18 protein-coding genes are annotated in these 20,446 nt (G+C 61.0%); 12 read left to right on the forward strand and 6 right to left on the reverse strand.

Features of this window, described 5'->3' with window-relative positions; translation table 11 throughout:
- Positions 1 to 8: 8 nt before the first annotated feature.
- Positions 9 to 761 (reverse strand): RNA methyltransferase, encoded by a 753-nt coding sequence (locus SM766_RS00880; protein WP_065273454.1) that lies wholly within the window; start codon positions 759 to 761, stop codon positions 9 to 11.
- A gap of 167 nt (positions 762 to 928) precedes the next feature.
- On the opposite strand from SM766_RS00880, the gene SM766_RS00885 reads away from it, so the two are divergent.
- The gene (locus tag SM766_RS00885; protein ID WP_368946596.1) at positions 929 to 1,561 is read left to right on the forward strand and encodes a thiamine phosphate synthase; all 633 of its coding nucleotides are present in this window, start codon (positions 929 to 931) and stop codon (positions 1,559 to 1,561) included.
- 66 nt (positions 1,562 to 1,627) lie between these two features.
- Here SM766_RS00885 and SM766_RS00890 read toward each other — a convergent pair whose 3' ends face one another.
- The gene (locus SM766_RS00890) at positions 1,628 to 2,770 is read right to left on the reverse strand and encodes a HupE/UreJ family protein (protein WP_368946597.1); all 1,143 of its coding nucleotides are present in this window, start codon (positions 2,768 to 2,770) and stop codon (positions 1,628 to 1,630) included.
- Here SM766_RS00890 and SM766_RS00895 point away from each other — a divergent pair.
- From SM766_RS00895 to SM766_RS00910, 4 genes are all read left to right on the forward strand, one after another.
- On the forward strand, positions 2,769 to 3,569 hold the full coding sequence (locus SM766_RS00895) for a DUF4198 domain-containing protein (protein ID WP_368946598.1): 801 nt from the start codon (positions 2,769 to 2,771) through the stop codon (positions 3,567 to 3,569). The two genes, SM766_RS00890 and SM766_RS00895, sit on opposite strands and share 2 nt — an antisense overlap.
- A 48-nt stretch (positions 3,570 to 3,617) precedes the next feature.
- A complete protein-coding gene (locus tag SM766_RS00900) occupies positions 3,618 to 4,544 on the forward strand; it encodes a PfkB family carbohydrate kinase (protein WP_368946599.1) in 927 nt (308 codons plus the stop codon).
- Entirely contained in the window at positions 4,541 to 5,455 is a 915-nt protein-coding gene (locus SM766_RS00905; protein ID WP_368946600.1) for a pseudouridine-5'-phosphate glycosidase, read from the forward strand. The genes SM766_RS00900 and SM766_RS00905 overlap by 4 nt, the downstream gene beginning before the upstream one ends.
- Positions 5,456 to 5,536: 81 nt before the next feature.
- Positions 5,537 to 6,229, forward strand: coding sequence for a DUF502 domain-containing protein (locus tag SM766_RS00910; RefSeq protein WP_065270246.1), 693 nt, complete (start codon positions 5,537 to 5,539; stop codon positions 6,227 to 6,229).
- Between the two features lie 90 nt (positions 6,230 to 6,319).
- Here SM766_RS00910 and SM766_RS00915 read toward each other — a convergent pair whose 3' ends face one another.
- A complete protein-coding gene (locus SM766_RS00915; protein WP_368946601.1) occupies positions 6,320 to 7,093 on the reverse strand; it encodes a 3-hydroxybutyrate dehydrogenase in 774 nt (257 codons plus the stop codon).
- 462 nt (positions 7,094 to 7,555) lie between these two features.
- Here SM766_RS00915 and SM766_RS00920 point away from each other — a divergent pair, with 462 nt between their 5' ends.
- Together SM766_RS00920 and SM766_RS00925 are read left to right on the forward strand one after the other, a co-directional pair.
- Positions 7,556 to 9,271, forward strand: coding sequence for an extracellular solute-binding protein (locus SM766_RS00920; RefSeq protein ID WP_490363339.1), 1,716 nt, complete (start codon positions 7,556 to 7,558; stop codon positions 9,269 to 9,271).
- Positions 9,272 to 9,413: 142 nt separating this feature from the next.
- Entirely contained in the window at positions 9,414 to 9,644 is a 231-nt protein-coding gene (locus SM766_RS00925) for a hypothetical protein (protein WP_274828089.1), read from the forward strand.
- Between the two features lie 178 nt (positions 9,645 to 9,822).
- Here SM766_RS00925 and SM766_RS00930 read toward each other — a convergent pair whose 3' ends face one another.
- On the reverse strand, positions 9,823 to 10,446 hold the full coding sequence (locus tag SM766_RS00930) for a helix-turn-helix domain-containing protein (protein WP_065270242.1): 624 nt from the start codon (positions 10,444 to 10,446) through the stop codon (positions 9,823 to 9,825).
- A gap of 64 nt (positions 10,447 to 10,510) precedes the next feature.
- Between SM766_RS00930 and SM766_RS00935 the strand changes: the two genes are divergently transcribed.
- The 5 genes from SM766_RS00935 (at position 10,511) to SM766_RS00955 (ending at position 16,242) form a co-directional block, all read left to right on the forward strand.
- Positions 10,511 to 12,019: a class I adenylate-forming enzyme family protein gene (locus SM766_RS00935; protein ID WP_368946603.1), complete on the forward strand. Its 1,509-nt coding sequence runs from the start codon at positions 10,511 to 10,513 to the stop codon at positions 12,017 to 12,019.
- A gap of 3 nt (positions 12,020 to 12,022) precedes the next feature.
- Complete coding sequence (locus tag SM766_RS00940; RefSeq protein ID WP_274867471.1) at positions 12,023 to 12,691, forward strand: DsbA family oxidoreductase; 669 nt, start codon at positions 12,023 to 12,025, stop codon at positions 12,689 to 12,691.
- Entirely contained in the window at positions 12,691 to 13,068 is a 378-nt protein-coding gene (locus SM766_RS00945) for a potassium channel family protein (protein WP_368946604.1), read from the forward strand. The genes SM766_RS00940 and SM766_RS00945 overlap by 1 nt, the downstream gene beginning before the upstream one ends.
- Positions 13,069 to 13,223: 155 nt before the next feature.
- A complete protein-coding gene (locus SM766_RS00950; protein ID WP_368946605.1) occupies positions 13,224 to 14,447 on the forward strand; it encodes an MFS transporter in 1,224 nt (407 codons plus the stop codon).
- A 124-nt stretch (positions 14,448 to 14,571) separates the two neighbouring features.
- A complete protein-coding gene (locus SM766_RS00955; protein ID WP_368946606.1) occupies positions 14,572 to 16,242 on the forward strand; it encodes a tetratricopeptide repeat protein in 1,671 nt (556 codons plus the stop codon).
- A gap of 27 nt (positions 16,243 to 16,269) precedes the next feature.
- Here SM766_RS00955 and mfd read toward each other — a convergent pair whose 3' ends face one another.
- A complete protein-coding gene (mfd, locus tag SM766_RS00960) occupies positions 16,270 to 19,731 on the reverse strand; it encodes a transcription-repair coupling factor (RefSeq protein ID WP_368946806.1) in 3,462 nt (1,153 codons plus the stop codon).
- 54 nt (positions 19,732 to 19,785) lie between these two features.
- The gene (locus SM766_RS00965; protein WP_274828083.1) at positions 19,786 to 20,310 is read right to left on the reverse strand and encodes a component of SufBCD complex; all 525 of its coding nucleotides are present in this window, start codon (positions 20,308 to 20,310) and stop codon (positions 19,786 to 19,788) included.
- Positions 20,311 to 20,446 lie beyond the last annotated feature (136 nt).

Below are 20,446 nucleotides of genomic sequence, written 5' to 3' on the forward strand. Positions count from 1 at the left end.
GCTAACGCTCAGCTATCGTCCGACATTTTCTTCCAGCGGACCATCTGCCGCATCACCCCATGCAGCATCTGCACATCGGCCCGCGTCAGGCGCATGCGGCTGAACAGGTTGCGGAAGACTACTTTCATCCCCGGCGCCTTTTCCGGCGGGAAGAAATAGCCGGCTTCCTCAAGCCGGTCCTCGTAATGGGTCACCAGCGCCTCCACCTCAACGCCGGTTGCCCAGTCGGATTTGCCGATTTCGAAAACCTCATGCTCGACCTCCGCCGCCTGACGGCGCCATTCATAGGCAGCCAGCAGCACGCATTGACCAAGGTTGAGTGAAGCAAACTCCGGATTGACCGGCACCGTGATGATGGCATTGGCACGGGCGATATCGTCATTCTCAAGGCCAGCGCGTTCCGGGCCGAACATCACCGCGACCTTCTCGCCGCCACGGATTTTCTCAATCGCCAGCTTCATTGCAGCTTCGGGGCTGTAGACCGGTTTGGTCAGCTCACGCGGACGCGCAGTGGTGGCAAAGACAAAGGAACAGTCCTCCAGCGCACCAGGCACATCGGGTGCCAGGAGTGCCTCGTCCAGCAGCCGCCCCGCGCCCGAGGCCATGGCAACCGATTTTGGGTTCGGCCAGCCGTCGCGCGGCGCGACGATGCGCATCCGGTCCAGCCCGAAGTTCCACATCGCACGGGCGGCAGCGCCAATGTTTTCGCCCATCTGGGGGCGCACCAGAACAAAGGCGGGCTGTGGCATATCGCTGGGCATGTCTGTCTCCATAGCGCCCAAAGGGCATTTTCCCCTGCTGTAATCGCAGGGGCTGCGAACGGCAAGGGCATCCACTGCTGGTCCCGGCGTCGCAGGGCGGCGCAGGATCCTTGCGTCCTGTGGCAGATGCGTTAAACACCTGCCAGCAAGCAACAGGAGCGCCCTTGATGGATACCGCCGCGGATACAGTGGAAAAGCCCCAGATCTATCTGATTTCGCCGCCCAGTTTCGAACTGGGCCGGTTTCCCGATCAACTGGCCAAGGTGCTCGACAGCACCGAGATTGCCTGCGTGCGCCTGGATCTGGCAAGCCGCGATGAAGACACGCTGAGCCGGGCCGGTGACGCTCTGCGCGAGGTCTGCCTCGCCCGCGATGTGGCCATCGTGATTTCCGATCATCAGATCCTGGCCGAGCGGCTGGGCCTTGATGGTGTGCACCTGACGGATGCCTCCAAATCCGTGCGCAGCGCCCGCAAGGCGCTTAGCGCCGATGCCATTGTCGGCAGCTTTTGCGGTGCTTCGCGCCACGACGGGCTGACCGCAGGCGAAGCCGGCGCCGATTACATCAGCTTTGGCCCCGTCGGCACTTCCGGTCTGGGTGACGGAGCCGTGGCCGAGCAGGAGCTGTTCCAGTGGTGGTCCGAAGTGGTCGAAGTGCCGGTTGTGGCCGAAGGCGGGCTGACTGAGGAATTGGTCAGAAGCCTTTCTCCTTACACGGATTTCTTTGGCATTGGCGAGGAAATCTGGCGCAGCGAAGATCCCGTTGCGGCGCTTCAGACATTTATCAAGGCGATGGGCTGAGCCTCAGCTCTCCCAGAAGGTACGCCATCGCCCCGGTGTTATAGCTGCGGGGCGATGGAAACACGATCAGAGCCAGACGCGTTCCACGAACCAGTAGCTGCCGATCAGCGCAATCGTGACGGAGGCTGGAATGGCGACGCGGCCGCGGTATTTCGGATGGCCGCCAAACCAGTAGCCGACCAGCAGATAGGCCAGTGCGATCACCGTCAGCTGCCCCAGTTCAACCCCGACATTGAACCCAATCAGCGCCGGAATGAATTGCGCCTGCGGCAGGCCAAATTCCCCCAATACGCTGGCAAAGCCCAGCCCGTGCAACAGGCCAAAACCAAAGATCACCACCGTCCGCCAGCTGTGCAGCCGCCGGGCAAAGATGTTCTCAACCGCGACAAAGACAATCGAGGCCGCAATCAGCGGCTCCACCACCGCCGGGTTCACAGTCACCAGCCCCAGCGCACCACAGGCCAGCGTGATGGTGTGGGCGACAGTAAAGGCGCTGACCTGCCACAAAAGCGGCTTTATACGAGTGCTGAGGAAGAAAAGCCCCAGGACAAACAGGATGTGATCCAAACCTTTTGGCAGGATGTGGTCAAAACCTACCGGGATATAGCTGGTAAAAGCCTTTGCCGGGGACAAGGCCGATCCGCCCCCGATCGCGATGGGTCCGGTGCTCTCACCGCCCTGAATATATCCGGTAAACGGCTCCTCGACCCCGTTCTGGCGCAGCACCACGGCGCCTGCCCCTTCCGGCCAACGGATCGTCAGCGCCGTGGCCAGCGGCGGCAACTCCCCCGAAAGGGACAGAACACTCTCGCGGGGCAGTTCGACGTCACCAGCCGGTGCAACGCGTACCTCATCCACCAGCAGCGGTACCGGGCGACCTGCCTCGACTTCAAGGGTTTTCAGCCAGTCCTCTGCAAACAGCCGCAGCATCGGCCCCAGTTCCCCAGGTGGCATGGCGCGCAACAGATCGTAGTCGCCCGCCTGGTCCGCCGTTTCGGTGTCCTGATGTGTGTCCAGATCAATACCGGCGACAAATGCTTCTGCATTCAGGCGAAGAGATAGATGTAACGTGTTGTCCTCAATCGTGAAATCGCCAATGGCTGGTGTCACCTCATGGGCTAGGGCGCGCTCGGCGCCCCAAAAGCCCAGACTTGACAGCAGGCAGAGGCATGCCACCTTCATCCCACGCAGCAACAAAGAATTCGTCATGAAAAATCACCTGGCCTGTCTACTCGTTTTTGCATTCTCTTTCAGGCTGGCGGACCCGGCCCTGTCTCATGAGTTTTGGATCGAACCGCAGAATTATCAAGTTGAATCCGGAGAAGACCTCTCTGCGCAACTGCTGAATGGGCAAGAGTTCAAGGGGTTTCGGCTGCCATACTTTGAAACCCGCACCAAACGGTTCGAAGTGATCAGCGGCGACACCAGCACAGCTTACGCGGGGCGCATGGGCGATCTGCCGGCCCTGACCGTGACCGCCGAACAGGACGGGTTACTGACTCTGGTCCATGAAACCATGCCGGAAACGCTGATCTATGAGACTTGGGAAAAATTTGACGCCTTCGCCGAGCATAAGGGATTTGCCGATATCCGTGCCCGGCACGAGGGGCGCGGCCTGCCCGTGGATGGATTCACCGAACGCTACAGCAGGCACGCGAAATCCCTGATTTCCGTCGGCAGCGGCGCCGGGTCGGACCGGGAAAGCGGCATGGAGACAGAGTTTGTTGCACTGGAAAACCCCTATACGTTCAAGGGTGACACGCTACCGGTTCAGCTGTTCTACCGGCAAAAACCGCGCTCGGCGGCACAGGTCGAAATCTTCGAACGCGCGCCCGATGACAGCGTGACCATCACCCTGACCCAGACAGATACAGAGGGACGCGCCGAGATCCCGGTGAAGCCCGGCCATACCTATCTTCTGGACGCTGTTGTGCTGCGCCCGTCCGATCCGGAAACCGGCGCGGTATGGGAAACGCTTTGGGCTGCGCTGACCTTTGCGGTGCCATAGGTTGCAAAGCCGCTTGCGGGGGCGCGTGAAAGGCGGCAAGAGAGAGCCATGACATCGCCCCGTTCCGATACTCCCATGGCCCAACCTGCTCCCGCCCAGATTCTCTGCATCGGATCGGTGCTGTGGGACGTGATTGGCCGCTGCTCCTCTGACATGCAGCGCGGATCTGACATGCCGGGGCGGATCACCCGCCTGCCCGGCGGCGTTGCCATGAACATCGCCATGACCCTCGCCCGCTTTGGCCTGAAACCCGCGCTGCTGAGCGCGATTGGTCAGGATGCCGAAGGGGATGAGCTGATCGCCGCCTGTGGTCACCTCGGGCTTGATACAGCGCACGTCTACCGCTCCGAAGATCTACCGACTGACCAGTATATGGCGGTCGAAGGCGCCAACGGGCTGATCGCAGCGATTGCCGATGCTCATTCGCTTGAGGCCGCAGGGGCGAAAATCCTGCGCCCGTTGCTGGATGGCACCCTTGGCTCGGAAACCGCGCCCTATGCCGGGCCGATTGCGCTTGATGGCAACCTGACCCTGTCCCTGCTGGACGACATCGCCGCCAGCCCCGCCTTTGCCAATGCCGACCTGCGGGTGGCGCCTGCCTCTCCGGGCAAGGCAGAACGGTTGCGGCCTTTCCTGATGCGCAGCCGTGGCACGCTTTACGTCAACCTCGAAGAGGCCGGTTTGCTTTGCCAGGACACCTTTGCCGATAGCGAAACCGCCGCAACCGCCCTGCTGGAGCGCGGCGCCGCACGGGTTCTTGTCACCGACGGCAGCCGGTCGGCCACCAAGGCGGACGCGCACAATACCTTTACGCTGGAGCCGCCGCAGGTCACCGTGGCCCGCGTCACCGGCGCTGGCGACACTTTCATGGCGGCGCATATCGCCGCCGAGACCCGCGGCGAGCCGCCCAAAAAGGCGCTGACATCGGCCTTGGCCGCCGCAGCCACATATGTTTCAGGAGAGCCTCCGCTGTGATCCCCATCAAATATTCCCAAGAAGTGGCCGAGGCCCGCGCTGCCGGTCGCGCCATTGTCGCGCTTGAAAGCACCATCATCACCCACGGCATGCCTTATCCGCAAAACGTGGAAACCGCCGCGCAGGTCGAACAGGACATTCGCGATGCGGGCGCGGTTCCGGCCACCATGGCGGTGATGAACGGCAAGCTGTACGTAGGCCTAGAAGCGGATGAGCTGCAGGCACTCGGTCAGGCCAAGAACGTCGCCAAGGTGTCGCGCGCGGATATCGCTGCCTGCATCGCCAGTGGCGGCACCGGAGCGACCACCGTGGCCGCCACCATGATCGCTGCCCGGCTGGCGGGGATTTCCGTCTTTGCCACCGGCGGCATCGGTGGTGTGCACAAGGGCGCCGAAACCAGTTTTGACATCTCCGCCGACCTGATGGAGCTGGCGCAAACCCCGGTGACTGTCGTTGCGGCTGGCGCCAAGGCGATTCTGGACATTCCGAAAACGCTGGAAGTTCTGGAAACCCAAGGGGTTCCGGTGATTTCTTATGGTCAGGACAGCTTCCCCGCCTTCTGGTCGGGGCAATCCGATCTCAATGCCCCGCTCCGTATGGACACGGCCAAGGAGATCGCCAGCGCCCATGCCATGCGCCAGGCCATGGGGCTCACCGGCGGGCAGTTGGTCGCGAACCCGATCCCGACCGAGGCACAGATCCCGGCCGAGGAACTGGCTCCGATCATCGCACTGGCCCAATCCGAGGCCGATGCACAGGGTATCTCCGGCAAAGGAGTGACACCCTTCCTGCTGCAGCGCATCTTTGATCTGACCGAAGGACGCTCGCTGGTGGCCAATATCGCGCTTGTGCGCAACAACGCCCGTCTTGCCGCGGCTATTGCTCAGGAATTGAACGCAATCGCGGGCTGATATGGTAATTCGGCAGCGCGGCCATTGCCGTTCTGCTGAACAGTGCCTAGGTTCCCCGCATCTGTCATCGTGAATGCGCCCATGACCACTCCATTTGATCAAGAACCCCACCGCCGTCCCGGCCTGTTCGCGCGGCTGCGCTCTTCCTTTCTAACCGGGATCGTCGTGATCGCGCCGGTGGGGCTGACACTCTGGCTGCTCTGGACCGTGATGGGTTGGATTGACGGTGTGGTTCTGCCCCTGGTGCCGCATACCATGCGGCCCGAGCAATATATCGGCATCAACCTGCGCGGCGTCGGGCTGATCATCTTCCTGTTGTTCACCATCATCGTCGGCTGGATTGCAAAAGGCATCATCGGCCGTTCGCTGATCGGGTTCGCAGAGAACCTGGTGGACCGGATGCCTGTGATCCGCTCGGTTTATTCCGGAATCAAGCAGATCTCGGAAACCGTATTCGCTCAGTCGGAAAGCAGCTTTGATACCGCCTGCCTGATCCAGTATCCGCGCAAGGGCGTTTGGGCGATCGCTTTTGTCTCGACCAAGGCAAAGGGTGAAATTGCCCAGCGGGCCGAAACATCCGGCGGGTTGATGAGCGTCTTCATCCCGACAACACCCAACCCGACCTCCGGGTTCCTGTTGTTTGTGCCAGAAGAGGATGTGACCGTTCTCGACATGTCGGTCGAGGATGCAGCGAAACTGGTGATTTCCGCCGGACTGGTCTACCCGAACCCCAAGGATCCGACGCAGCCGCCCGCCGACGGGGCCAAAGGCTGACGACTTAGGCTTTTTCGTCCTTTAGCCTGCAATGTCGGCATTAAGAGCGGCAGCTATCTCGCTGCCACTCCATTCCTTTTCCCATACCGCTTACAGAGCGGTCCAGCCACCATCGACGCTGATCGTGGTCCCGGTGATCTGCGCAGCCGCATCCGAGCAAAGGAAGACAGCCGTACCGCCAAGTTGCTCAACCGTGGCGAATTCGCGCGAGGGCTGACGCTCCAGCATGACCTTCTTGATCACCTCCTCGCGGCCCATGTTGTATTTCTCCATGGTGTCCGGGATCTGCGCCTCGACCAGCGGTGTCAGCACGTACCCCGGGCAGATCGCATTGGCGGTGATCGGCTCTTCAGCGGTTTCCAGCGCCACGGTCTTGGTCATACCGACCACGCCGTGCTTGGCCGCCACATAAGCCGATTTATAGGGCGATGCGGTCAGACCATGGGCAGAGGCGATATTGACCACCCGGCCCCAGCCCGCTGCGCGCATTTTGGGCAGCGCCGCTGCGGTGGTGTGAAAAGCCGAGTTGAGATTGATCGCGATGATCGCATCCCATTTGTCCAGCGGGAACTCATCAATCGGGGCGACGTGCTGGATCCCGGCATTGTTGATCAGAATATCGCAGCTACCCGCCTTGTCGATCAGGCCGCGGCAGTCTTCACCTTTGGACATATCCGCTTGAATGTAGCGGGCATTGACCGAGAACTCCTTGGCGATTTCTTCGGCCAGCGCGTGGTCTTCGTCCCTGTCGGTGAGCGAGTTCAGAACCACATCCGCACCGGCGCGCGCCATCTCGCGCGCAACGCCAAGGCCGATGCCCGAATTCGATCCGGTAATCACCGCCGTTTTGCCCTTCAGTGTCATATCTCAGGTGTCCTTTGAGCTGAGTTGAGTTGCGCGGCATTCTGCCACGTGACCGGGGCAAAGAAAACGCGTAGGACTACTGACTTGTTCATCCAGGATAGCCGAAATACACAGCGCTTCCGCCGTACTCTCCCAAGCTATTTGCCATCGAAAACCACACGATTTCACCAAAAAAAACGCCCGCACGAAGCGGGCGTTAAGTTATTGAGGCAGGTTTCATACAGGCAAGAAACCTATCGAGCAGTGACCCCTTTATACGCAATTTCGTGCTTTCATCCAAGCTAAAAGTTTGAAAAGACAAAGACGCGCCTCTACCGTGAAGGCTCAAGTAAATAAGGGCAGAATGGGATTGTTGCCAAAGTGAGGTCAGAATATTTCTCCGCCGCCAGATCGCTTGTGATGGGAATCGGGCTTTGTCTCAACGCCAGTTTTGCAGCCGCAGAATCAGCCCATGGTATTGCAATGTATGGCGAACCGGCGCTCGACCCTGGCTTCACCGCGCTTCCCTATGCCAACCCCGAGGCGCCAAAGGGCGGCAGGCTGGTTGTCGGCAACACCGGCGGCTTTGATACGCTGAACCCATTTGCCCAGAAAGGCACCCCGCCCTGGCAGCTCCGCTTCTGGGGATACGAAAGCCTGATGGGCCGCTCCTGGGATGAACCCTTTACCCTTTATGGCTTGCTGGCCGAATCGATCAACGTGCCCGAGGACCGCTCCTGGGTCGAGTTCACGTTGCGCCCCGAGGCGCGGTTTTCCGATGGCAGCTCTGTCACGGTCGAGGATGTGCTTTGGTCCTATGAAACGCTCGGCACCGAAGGTCACCTGCGCTATCGCGGGTTCTGGTCCAAGGTCGCCGGGATTGAACAGACCGGTCCACGCAGCCTGAAGATTACCTTCAATACCGAAGACCGGGAGCTGGCGCTGATCGCCGGTATGCGCCCGATCCTTAAAAAGGCGCAATGGGAAGGCAAGGATTTCGCGGCCTCTGGCCTCAGCGAGGCGCCCATCGGCACCGGCGCCTATGTGGTGTCCGATTTCGAGCCGGGCCGGTTTGTAACCCTCAGCCGCAATCCCGACTACTGGGGCGCGGATCTACCGCTGCGCCGGGGCATGCATAACTTTGACGAGCTCCGCATAGATTTCTTTGGCGATCAGACGGTGCTGTTCGAGGCCTTCAAGGCCGGAGAGCTGAGCGCCTATCGCGAATTCAACGCCGACAAATGGAAAAGCGCCTATGACTTCCCGGCTGTGACCGACGGCGACGTGGTCAAAAGCGAGATCCCGCATCAGCGCCCATCCGGCATGACCGGACTGGCGATGAACACACGCCGCGCACCGCTGGGTGACTGGCGCGTGCGAGAGGCGCTGATCCTTGCCTTCAATTTCGAATATATCAACGGCACCGTCACCGGCGGTATCCAGCCGCGGATCACCTCTTATTTCTCCAACTCCACCCTTGGCATGCGGGACGGTCCCGCGCCTGATGAGGTGCGCGCACTGCTCCAGCCCTATGCCGACAGCCTGCTGCCCGGCACGTTGGAAGGCTATGCCCTGCCCACCAGCGATGGCACCAAACGCAACCGCAGGAATCTGCGCCGTGCAGTCGCCCTGCTGGCCGAGGCAGGATGGACCGTGCAGGACGGCGTGCTGAAGAATCCTGACGGACAGGTGCTGACGCTGTCGGTTCTCTTACGCCAGGGCGATGCAGAGATGAAAACCATCGTCGAAATCTACGCCCGCGCACTGGATCGTCTGGGCATCACTATCACGCCAGAGCTTGTTGATAATGCGCAATATGTGGCGCGCCAGTCCGAGTTCGATTTCGACCTGACCCGGTTCCGCCGCGATCTGTCGCTCAGTCCCGGCAACGAACAGAAACTCTATTGGGGGCGCGCCGGGGTCAACCAACCCGGCAGCCGCAACCTGATGGGCATCGACAGCCCCGCCGCCGAAGCGATGATTGACCAGCTCCTGACCTCAAAGAGCACGGATGACTTCACCGCTGCGGTACGGGCACTGGACCGTGTGCTGACGGCGGGGCGCTATGTGATCCCGATCTGGCAATACGACAAAGGGCGCATTGCCCATAAGCGGCAACTGGCCCATCCCGAGAGCCTTCCAATATATGGTGATCGCACCGGCTTCTTCCCCGACGTTTGGTGGCATCAACCAGAGTAACTGGGCACGGCGCCGCAACCACTAGGCGTTGATCACAGCGGTTTCGCGTGATCGTGAAGATCTTCATGATCCAATTGTTTTCTTTTTTGACATATTTGCTACCATCATACCGTATTGTTGTTGTTTTCACGGGGTACTCGAAATGTCATGTTTCTCTGCTTCGGCCAGCTGGGCGGTCCGCTTTCCCCGCGCCAAACAGCGGTTTCCGTATCTTCAACGCCGGTATGCTCCCTGTCCGATCGGCGACAAGGACGGGTTCGTTGCTTACCTGGCCCAGTCGCACCACCTGACGCTCACCGAGGCGCAGGAAGAGGCCGACGACTTCCTGTTTTGGGAAAGGCTGCATGAAGAGCTGGAACGCGATGCGATCTGAGCGCCGTGTTCCTTTGGTCATCGCATTGGGGTGCGGACTACAGCCGCTGTGACCGCTGTGGGCTGAAATGCCCGTAGCGCGGGTCATACGGTGATGCGCGAGAATTCCTGGGCGCCATCCCTCAAAAAACAAAATCATAAAAATTCAGGGAGTTGTCAGCAGTACTTCACTGCGGCCTTCAGACCAGGGACGTGACCCACAGAATGGTCGCATCATCCGGGCTGAGCGAGATCACGTTGTGCCCCATGGCACCATCGTAATAGGCGCTGTCGCCCCGGCGCATTTCAACCGGCTCGTAAAACTCGGTATAAAGCATGATCACCCCGGTCAGCACATAGAGGAATTCCTCGCCGTCGTGCCGTACCCAGCCGTCAAACTCATCCATCGAGCGCGCCCGGACCCGGGCCCGGTACGGCAGCATCTGCTTGCGGGTCAAACCATCGGCGAGCAGTTCGTGCTCATAGGTGGCCGTCGCCTGATGCGATCCTTCACCGGATTTTGTCACCGTCATCCGCCCGTTCACCTGATCGCGCTGCGGCGGGGTGAACAGCTGCGGTACTGAAATTTCCAGCCCGACGGCCAGCTTTTTCAGGGCGTCATATGTCGGGGACATCTGGCCGTTTTCGATCTTCGAAAGGGTCGAACGGGCCAGCCCCGCTTGATTGGCCGCGTGTTCCAGCGTCCAGTCCCGCGCCTTGCGCAATTCCCGCACGCGGGCGCCAAGGTCCAGCGGTTCTGCCTGCGTGTCTTCGCCGCCAGAGCGGGCAATGGTGATAAGGGTTTTGGGGTCGCGGCCAGTCATGCTGTTTCTATAGGCCGCAGCACGGCAGCTTGCAACGCGGCACGTGTCACGCTAGCGAAGATCCATGATATCAGTTTTCGACAATGGGCCCTTTGCCCCCTGCCCGGCGCCGTTCAACATGGCCGCCCATGTTCTGCGTTTCGCACCCGACCGCCCTGAAAAACCTGCGCTGGAGGTCCTTGGCCGCGATCAAAGCCAGAAATGGACCTATGCCCAGCTGGAGGCCGCGGTGCGCGGGACCGGCACGGGGCTGTTGGCGGCGGGTCTGCGCCCTGGCGACATTGTGATGATGCGGCTTGGCAATACGGTCGATTTCCCGCTTGCCTATCTTGGCGCGATTGCGGCTGGTCTGGTACCCGTCCCGACCTCCTCGCAGCTGACCGCACCGGAAACCGCCAAGATGATTGCGGAACTCGACGTGGCCGCAGTTCTGCGCGATCCGTCGGTCGCCTGCGCCGATCACCCGCGCGAAATCATCCTGCCTGAACTGACCGCGATGCGCGACCTTCCTCCCTGCGAGTATGACATGGGGGATCCCGACCGTCTGGCCTATGTGGTCTATACCTCCGGCACCAGCGGATCACCCCGCGCCGTCGCTCATGCCCACCGCGCGATATGGGCGCGGCAAATGATGGTGCGGGACTGGTACGACCTTTCAGAACACGACCGCCTGCTGCACGCCGGCGCCTTCAACTGGACCTTCACCTTGGGCACCGGATTGATGGATCCGTGGAGCATTGGCGCAACCGCGCTGATCCCTGATCCCGACACACCGCCCGAGGCAATCCCGGCACTGCTGCGCGACCATCACGCCAGCATTTTTGCTGCTGCACCAGGTGTTTATCGAAAAATCCTCAACTCAAATCGCACTCTTGACCTGCCGGATCTGCGCCACGGCCTTTGTGCCGGTGAAAAGCTCTCGCGCCACCTCTCCGAGCTTTGGAGCGATCGAACCGGCCGGGCCCTTTTTGAGGCCTACGGCATGTCCGAATGTTCGACCTTCATTTCTTCCAGCCCGGCACACCCGGCGCGCGGCGATGCGCTTGGCCAGCCGCAGGAAGGACGCCGGGTTGCGATCCTTGGTCCAGACGGGCCAGTACCGCGCGGCGCCGAAGGTACCATCGCCGTGCACCGGTCGGACCCCGGTCTGATGCTGGGCTATCTGAACGCCCCCGATGAAACCGAGGCGCGCATACAGGGAGACTGGTTCCTGACCGGCGATCAGGGCGCCATGGCGGCCGACGGCCAGATCACCTATCTGGGGCGCGCCGATGACATGATGAACGCTGGTGGTTTCCGCGTCTCGCCCATCGAGGTCGAGACCACGCTTGCCGCTCATCACGGGATTGTGCAAGTCGGGGTGACATCGGTTGAAGTCAAGGAAGACACACATATTATCGTGGCCTTCTACACCGGCCCGCAAGAGATCCCCGAAGCCGACCTTCGGGATTTTGCCACGGACCGCCTGGCGCGTTACAAACAACCGCGCGCCTATGTGTATCTTGAGGCCCTGCCGACTGGCGCAAACGGAAAACTACTGAGGCGCGCCCTGCCGGCCTATTTCAAAGGATAACCCATGACCAGCCTTCCTTCGGTCAAGCTCGACATTCTTTCGGACCCGATCTGCCCCTGGTGCTATATCGGTAAGACGCATCTGGACAAAGCCTTGGCCGAGATTCCCGACCATCCTTTTGTGATCGAATGGCACCCCTTCCAGCTGAACCCCGACATGCCCCGCGAAGGTATGGACCGGCGCGCCTATCTTGAGGCGAAGTTTGGCGGCAAGGAAGGCGCGGTGCGGGCCTATGCCCCCATCGTGGAACATGCTGAACAGGCCGGACTGTCGATCGATTTCGAAGGCATGAAACGCACGCCCAATACGCTCAACGCGCATCGGCTGATCCATTGGGCCGGCACCGAAGGTAAACAGACCGCGGCCGTGGATGCCCTGTTCGAGGCCTATTTCGTCAAAGGCCTCGATATTGGTGATCCCGAAATCCTCGCTGACATTGCCCAAGAGATTGGCATGGAACGCGATGTCATGCTGAAACTGCTGGAGACCGAGAACGACATCGAGGCGATCCAGTCCCGCGATGCGCATTCGCGCAAGATGGGCGTGAACTCGGTCCCGACCTTCGTGGTAGCCAACCAGCACGCCGTACCCGGTGCCCAGCCGCCCGAACTGTGGAAGCAGGTGATCGCCGACATCATGTCCCAGTTGGAAGCCGGACCAAAGGATGAATAATGCAGATTAAGCGGTCCAGTATCTTTGCCACCCTCATCGGTATCGTCGTTTTCAGTACAGTGTTTTTTCATTACGCCGAGGGGTGGAACTGGCTGGACAGCCTGTTCTTTACGGTCGTGACCATTTCCACCGTGGGTTACGGGAACTTTGTTCCCGTGACGGCGGCCGGGAAGATCGGCACGATCATCCTGATCTTCAGCGGCCTTGGGGTCTTTGCCCTGGCGATCCGGGAATTCGCGCTCTACCAGATCCAAAAACGCGAAGAACACAGCGAGTGGCTAATTGCCCATTTCGGCCGCCACCATCGCGAAGATCCGACCACTGCGGCCAACGAGGATGAGTGTCCCGACCCGCCCAAGTCACCTGCGCGCCAGTGACGACCCTACCGCAATTCAGACCATCGCATTGATGCACAGAGTCCTGTGCAGGCGATCTACTGGTGCCTTTTTTAAAATCATGGTAGCGGCCTTGCAGCGGCGCCCGGATTGGATCCGATTTCCGGTTCCTTCTGAAGCACCGCATGAGGTTATCTATGTCAAAATCCGTTTCAAACCCGATGTCGAAAGGTGAATTTATCGCCTTGATCGCGATGATGTTTGCCACCATCGCCTTTTCCATCGACGCCATGCTGCCGGCCCTGCCGGAAATTGGTGAAACGCTGAGCCCCGACAACGTGAACCGGGCGCAGCTGATTATCACCTCGTTTGTTCTGGGCATGGGCATCGGCACCTTCTTTACCGGTCCGATCTCGGATGCCTTTGGCCGCAAGCCGGTGATCTTTGGCGGCGTTATCCTTTATATCATCTCGGCCGCTGCGGCCTGGGCCGCGCAATCGCTGGAACTCGCCCTTTTGGCGCGGGTCACCATGGGGCTTGGCGCTGCCGGGCCGCGCGTTGTCGCCATGGCTGTCGTCCGGGATCTCTACTCGGGCCGTGAAATGGCGCGGGTGGTCTCCATCGCCATGATGATCTTCACGCTTGTTCCGGCCGTTGCGCCGATGCTGGGCTCGGTCATCATCGCCTTTTCCAGCTGGCGCGGCATCTTTGCTGCCTTTGCGGCCTTTGCTCTCATCATCGCACTTTGGATGGGCGTGCGCCTGCCCGAGACGCTGGAGCGGCAAGACCGCCGCCCGGTGCGCCCGGCGCTGATGGCTGCAGCACTGAAGGAGATGGTGACCCACCCCACCGTCCGCCTGTCGATCATCGCCCAATGCCTGTGCCTTGGCATGCTGTTCACCATGATCACCCTGGTTCAACCGGCCTATGATGTGGTCTTTGACCGCGCCGAAAGCTTCCCTTACTGGTTCTTCGGCGTTGCGCTGGTTGCCGGGACGGGCAGCCTCCTGAATGCCGTACTGGTGGTGCGTCTGGGGATGCGCCGCATGGTGACCTGGGCGCTGGCCTCCCAGATCGGTCTGGCATCGGCCATGCTGGTTCTGGAAAGCATGCCGCTGGACAACTCCGTTGCCTTTGGCCTGTTTGTGACCTGGCAGACCAGCGTGTTCTTCATGGCCGGCGTTACTCTTGGTAATCTCAACGCCATGGGGATGGAGCCGATGGGCCATATCGCGGGTATGGCTGCCTCGGTCATGGGGGCAATCTCCACAGTAGTTGCCGCAGCCATCGCCGCACCGGTCGGGCTGTTGTTCGACGGATCGCTGCTGCCGCTGACCGCAGGCATTCTGATCATGGCTTTCCTCGGGTTTCTCGTCATGCTGCATATGGCGCGAGTAGAAGCACGCCTGCCTGCGGTTTAACCCCGCACCGCCGCCTGCCATCAGATTGCGCAACTGCACTGCTGCCGCGTCGCGCCGGGGACACGCCGCTTGCCCGGCAAGCCTGAAAACCCTAACCTCTTCATAAGCTTGAAGGGGTGTTTTCATGGATTTCTATTATGATCTCGGGACCTATTCCTGTCCCGTGACCACCGGCAGCGCCAAGGCGCAGCTGTGGTTTGATCGCGGTTTGATCTGGACCTATGGCTATAACCATCAGGAGGCAGCCACCTGTTTTCGCCGCGCGCTGTCCGAGGATCCGGGTTGCGCCATGGCGCATTGGGGTCTCGCCTATGCATCCGGCCCCAACTATAACATGCCGTGGGAATTGCACGACCCCGCGACCCGGGCCGAGGTGCTGGCGACAGCCTATGATGCGACGCAGTCCGCTCTGGCCCATGCAGAGGGCTGCACCCCGGCCGAGCGCGCCCTGATCGCAGCGCTGACCGCCCGCTATCCGCAGCGCACGCCCGCCGACGACATGCACGCCTGGGACCATGATTTTGCCGACAGCATGCGTGCGGCCTTTGCCAAGGTGCCCGACAATCTGGACCTGCGCTGCGTCTATGTCGAAAGCCTCTTGAACCTCACACCCTGGAACATGTGGGATCTGAAAACCGGCCTTCCGGCAGAAGGCGCGGCGACGACAGAAGCGCAACAGGTTCTGGAAGACGCCTTTGACAGCCTGCCCGGCGCCATGACCCATCCCGGCCTGCTGCATCTTTATGTGCACCTGATGGAAATGTCGCCGACCCCGGAAAAGGCGCTGAAGGCGGGTGATGTGCTGCGCGATCTGGTGCCGGATGCCGGGCATCTGGTGCATATGCCCACCCATATCGACGTCCTCTGTGGCAATTATCAGGATGTGGTCTATTGGAACCAGAAGGCGATCGAAGCAGACCTGAAATACTACGAGCGCGAAGGCGCCTATAATATCTACACCGGCTATCGGCAGCACGACTATCACTTCGTGATCTATGGTGCTCTTTTCCTTGGACAAATCGAGCCAGCCCTACGCGCCAATCAGGGGCTGTGGGACACCACACCTATTGAAATGCTACGGATCGAAAGCCCGCCGATGGCAGATTACTTCGAAAGCTACATGGCCATGCATCCCCATATCCTGATCCGGTTTGGCCGCTGGGACGAGGCGATTGCGCTGGAACTGCCAGAGGACCAGGAGTTGTTCCGCACTCTGACAGCCACTACCCATTATGCCCGCGCCCTTGGCTATGCTGCGACGGGCCGCGTGGCTGAGGCAGAGGCCGAGGAAGCGCTGTTCATTGCGGCCAAGGACCGGGTGCCGGAGACCCGTCTGATGCACAACAACCGCGTTGTGGATCTTCTTGAAATCGCGCGGGAAATGCTGCGCGGCGAGATTGAGTATCGCAAGGGCAACTTTGATATCGCCTATGGCCATCTACGCCGCTCGGTCGATCTTGATGATAACCTGCCTTACGACGAACCCTGGGGTTGGATGCAGCCGACCCGCCACGCGCTGGGGGCACTGCTGCTGGAGCAAGGCCATGTGACCGAGGCCGAGGCCGTCTATCGCGCCGATCTGGGGCTGGATGGCACCCTGTCGCGGGCGTCGATCCATCCCGACAACGTCTGGAGCCTCAAAGGGCTGCACGATTGCCTCGCGGCGCGTGAGGAAACCGTGGAAATCCACCACATTCGCCAGAAGCTGGATCTGGCGCAGGCGCGTTCGGACGGGATCATGGCCTCCTGCGGCTGCGCGCAGGTGGCGATGGCGCCGCAGGACTGTTGCGCCTGACCCGCACCATCCCTGCGCGCTGAAGGCCTAGCCCTGCTTTGCCTTGGCTTTTTTCTTCTCCGCGACCACCTTTTCGGCCAGGTCGCGGGCGATGGCAAAGGCGCCCTTGATCTTGTCGCTGTCCTTCTTCCAGTCGCGCCGCACGACGATCTTGTTGTCCTTGACCTTGGCCAGGCCCTTCTGATCCTCGATGAATTCGACCAGCCCCTGAGGGGAGGCGAATTTGTCATTGTGGAACTGCAGGGTTGCGCCCTTGGGACCGGCGTCCAGCTTGGCGATGCCTGCGCGTTTGCACATCGCCTTGATCCGCACCACCAGCATCAGCGTATTGACCTCTTTCGGCAGTTTACCAAACCGGTCGATCAGTTCTGCCGCGAACCCTTCCAGCTCTACCTTGGTCGTGAGGCCCGAGAGGCGGCGATAGAGGCCAAGGCGCACATCCAGATCGGGCACGTAATCCTCCGGGATCAGCACCGGCACGCCCAGATTGATCTGCGGCGCCCATTGATCGTCGCCCTCGGAAAGGCCCTCCAACTCCCCGGCCTTGATCTTGGCAATCGCCTCTTCCAGCATGGATTGGTACAGCTCATAGCCCACATCGCGCATCTGGCCCGATTGTTCCTCGCCCAGCAGGTTCCCAGCGCCGCGGATATCAAGATCCTGACTGGCAAGGGTAAATCCGGCGCCCAGAGTGTCGAGCGAACCGAGCACCTTGAGCCGTTTTTCAGCCGTCGCGGTCAGGCGCACGCGCGGCTTGGTGGTAAGGTAAGCATAGGCACGGGTTTTCGAGCGGCCCACCCGGCCCCGGATCTGGTAGAGCTGCGCCAGACCGAACATATCGGCCCGGTGCACCACCATGGTGTTTGCCGTCGGAATATCGAGCCCGGATTCCACGATGGTTGTCGCCAGAAGGATGTCGAATTTGCCGTCGTAGAAGGCATTCATCCGGTCATCAAGCTCACCGGCCGCCATCTGACCATGCGCAACCACATAGGTCAGCTCGGGCAGTTGCTCCTTGAGGAATTCCTCGACCTCGGCGAGGTCTGAAATCCGCGGCACCACGTAAAAGCTTTGCCCGCCGCGATAATGTTCCCGCAGCAACCCTTCGCGGATGGTGACAGCGTCGAATTCGCTGACATAGGTGCGGATCGCAAGCCGGTCCACCGGCGGGGTGCCGATAATCGACAGATCCCGCACGCCCGTCAGGCTCAGCTGCAGGGTCCGCGGGATCGGCGTTGCGGTCAGGGTCAGCACGTGAATGTCACTGCGGAGCTGCTTCAGGCGTTCCTTGTGGCCGACGCCGAAATGCTGCTCTTCGTCGATGATCAGCAGGCCAAGGTTCTGGAACTTGATCCCCTTGGCCAAAAGCGCATGGGTGCCGATCACGATATCGACCGTTCCCTTGGCCATACCTTCGCGCGTTTTGGCAGCGTCCTTTGCTGTAACAAAACGCGACAACTGCCTGACTTCCAAGGGGAAACCCCGGAACCGTTCTGCGAACGAGGCCGCGTGCTGTCGCGCCAGCAGGGTTGTCGGCGCGATGACAGCCACCTGCACGCCGGACATTGCCGCGACAAAGGCCGCGCGCATCGCGACCTCCGTCTTGCCAAAGCCGACATCGCCGCAAATCAACCGGTCCATCGGCTGGCCCGAGGTCATATCCGCCATCACGTCCTCGATGGCGCGCAGCTGATCGTCGGTTTCCTGATAGGGAAAACGTGCCGAGAATTCCTCCCAGGCGTGCGGCGGCGGATCCATGATCGGTGCCTTGCGCAGCGCCCGTTCGGCCGCAATCCGGATCAGCCGGTCGGCCATCTCCCGAATGCGCTCTTTCAGCTTGGCCTTCTTCGCCTGCCAAGCACCGCCGCCCAGCCGGTCCAGAAGCCCCTCATCATGGCCATATTTGCTCAGCAGTTCGATATTCTCGACAGGCAGGTACAGCTTGGCCTCTTCGGCATATTCCAGCAGCAGGCATTCGTGGGCCGCACCGGCAGCAGTAATGACCTCCATGCCCTGATAGCGGCCAATGCCGTGGTCCACATGCACCACCAGATCCCCCGGCGACAGCGATTGCGCCTCGGTCAGGAAATTCTCAGCCTTGCGGCGTTTCTTGGGTGAGCGGATCAGCCTGTCGCCCAGAACGTCCTGCTCCGAGATTACCGTCATGTCCGGCGCTTCGAACCCGTGTTCCAGCGCCCAGACCGCGAGATGCAGCCCGGATTTTCCAATCCGTGTGCCATCCATGACCGGGATTGCCTCGGCCAGACCTTCGTCTTCGATCAGCCCGGTCAGACGTTCCCGCGCACCTTCGGAGTATGAGGCAACCACGACCGGACCTTTTTGCATCCGCTCCTGAATATGGGCGGCCAAGGCACCAAAAAGACTGACGTTTTCCAACTGACGCTCGGGCGCGAAATCCCGCCCGATCCGCCCGCCTGCATCCACCACACCGGGGCCAGAGGCCTGCGCCAGCGGATGCAGCTGGATGGTACGATGTGCACTGGTTGCGTCCTCCCAGGCGCTGTCGTCGAGATAGAGCAGCCCTGGCGGCGTGGGTTTGTAAACCGTGTCCAGCCGTCCCTTTTGCGCCATCGCCAGTTTGCGGGTTTCATACTGGTCCACGATACTGTCCCAGCGCGCCAGCCGGGATGCGGTGACCTGATCGTCCAGCGTGACCGAGGCCTGCGGCAGGTAGTCAAACAGGGTTTCCAGCTTCTCGTGAAAGAACGGTAGCCAGTGTTCGATCCCTTGATGCTTGCGGCCCGCGCTGACCGCCTCGTACAGCGGATCGTCAGTGCCCGCCGCGCCGAATTCAATCCGGTAGTTCTGCCGGAACCGGGTGACGGCAGCCTCGTCCAGGATCACCTCGGACACCGGCGCCAGCTCAATCAGGTCCAGTTTTTCGGTGGTCCGCTGGGTCACCGGGTCAAACCGGCGCGCGCCATCCAGCACGTCACCGAACAGATCGAGCCGCACCGGCCCGGTGTCGCCCGGCGGGAAGATATCGATGATCCCGCCCCGGATTGCGTAGTCGCCCGGCTCCATGACCGTTGGGCTTTGCGTGAACCCCATGCGGACCAGGAACTGACGCAGCGCCGTTTCGTCGATCCGGTGATCGACCCGAGCGCTAAAGGCCGCCTCGCGCAGGACCTCGCGCGCAGGCACCCGCTGACTGGCGGCGTTGAGCGTGGTCAGCAGGACGAACTGCGATGGCATCTGGTGGACCAGCGCCGCCAGCGTCGCCATCCGCGCGGCGGAGATATCGGCGTTGGGCGAAACGCGGTCATAGGGCAGACAGTCCCAGCCGGGGAAGACAATGACCGGCATGTCCGGCGCAAAGAAGGCCAGCGCGGCGCGCATAGCCTCCATCCGCTTGTCATCGCGGGCCACATGAAGAACCGGACCGCCGGACGTTTCGACCTCTTTCAGCACCAGCCGGGCATCGAACCCTTCCGGCGCGCCGCCCATGGTTATCGCAGGCTGCGCCATGCTGCGCGTCTCCCTCTTCATTGTGTTTCTTCAGCTCTGGGTTCCTGGTGATGCTCAGCCAAAGACGCCCAACCGCAGATTCTGGTACATGCCCCACATCGCCGTGACAAAAATGGAGATCATGCCGATGATCTGGATCGCAAAGCGGCAGGTGGCAAGTCTGCGGTAGAGCGCATCGCCCTGCGGCTCATTCATCCGGATCGACCGCGCCGTCGCCAGATTGACCAAACTCACCGTAGCCATCGGGAACAGCAGCAGGAACACCGCCTGTGCGAATTCCACGTCAAGGCCAAAGCCCAAGGTCGCCAAGGACGACAGCACGAAGCAAGCGATCGCAAGGATCCAAAGTCCCGCCATTTGAACCACATAGAGCATGCGGTTTACGTTGATCCGCACCAGATCCTCCAGATCCTCGGCGCTCTGGCCGCCGTTCTTGCGCGCCCGGTGCACCATGTCAAAGGGCACCCCAAGGATCCAGTGGCTGGCCGTGGACCACATCACTGCCAGCGCGATCCAGTACCACAGGTTGGAAAAGGACCGCAGGTCGATCATTTCGGTCAGTGTCTGAAACAGATCCAATCCCGTGCCCTCTTCCGTCTGTTCGCATTCGCCGCCTTATATCCACCGCCAAAGCCCCCGGCACAAGCCCCGCAGACAAAGGGCGCACAAGCGCGGCGATTGTGCCACTTGCATGACAGCGCGGTTCCATGCGACC

This window comes from Pseudophaeobacter sp. A-200-2 (genome assembly GCF_041008815.1).
Taxonomy (GTDB): Bacteria; Pseudomonadota; Alphaproteobacteria; order Rhodobacterales; family Rhodobacteraceae; genus Phycobacter; species Phycobacter gallaeciensis_A.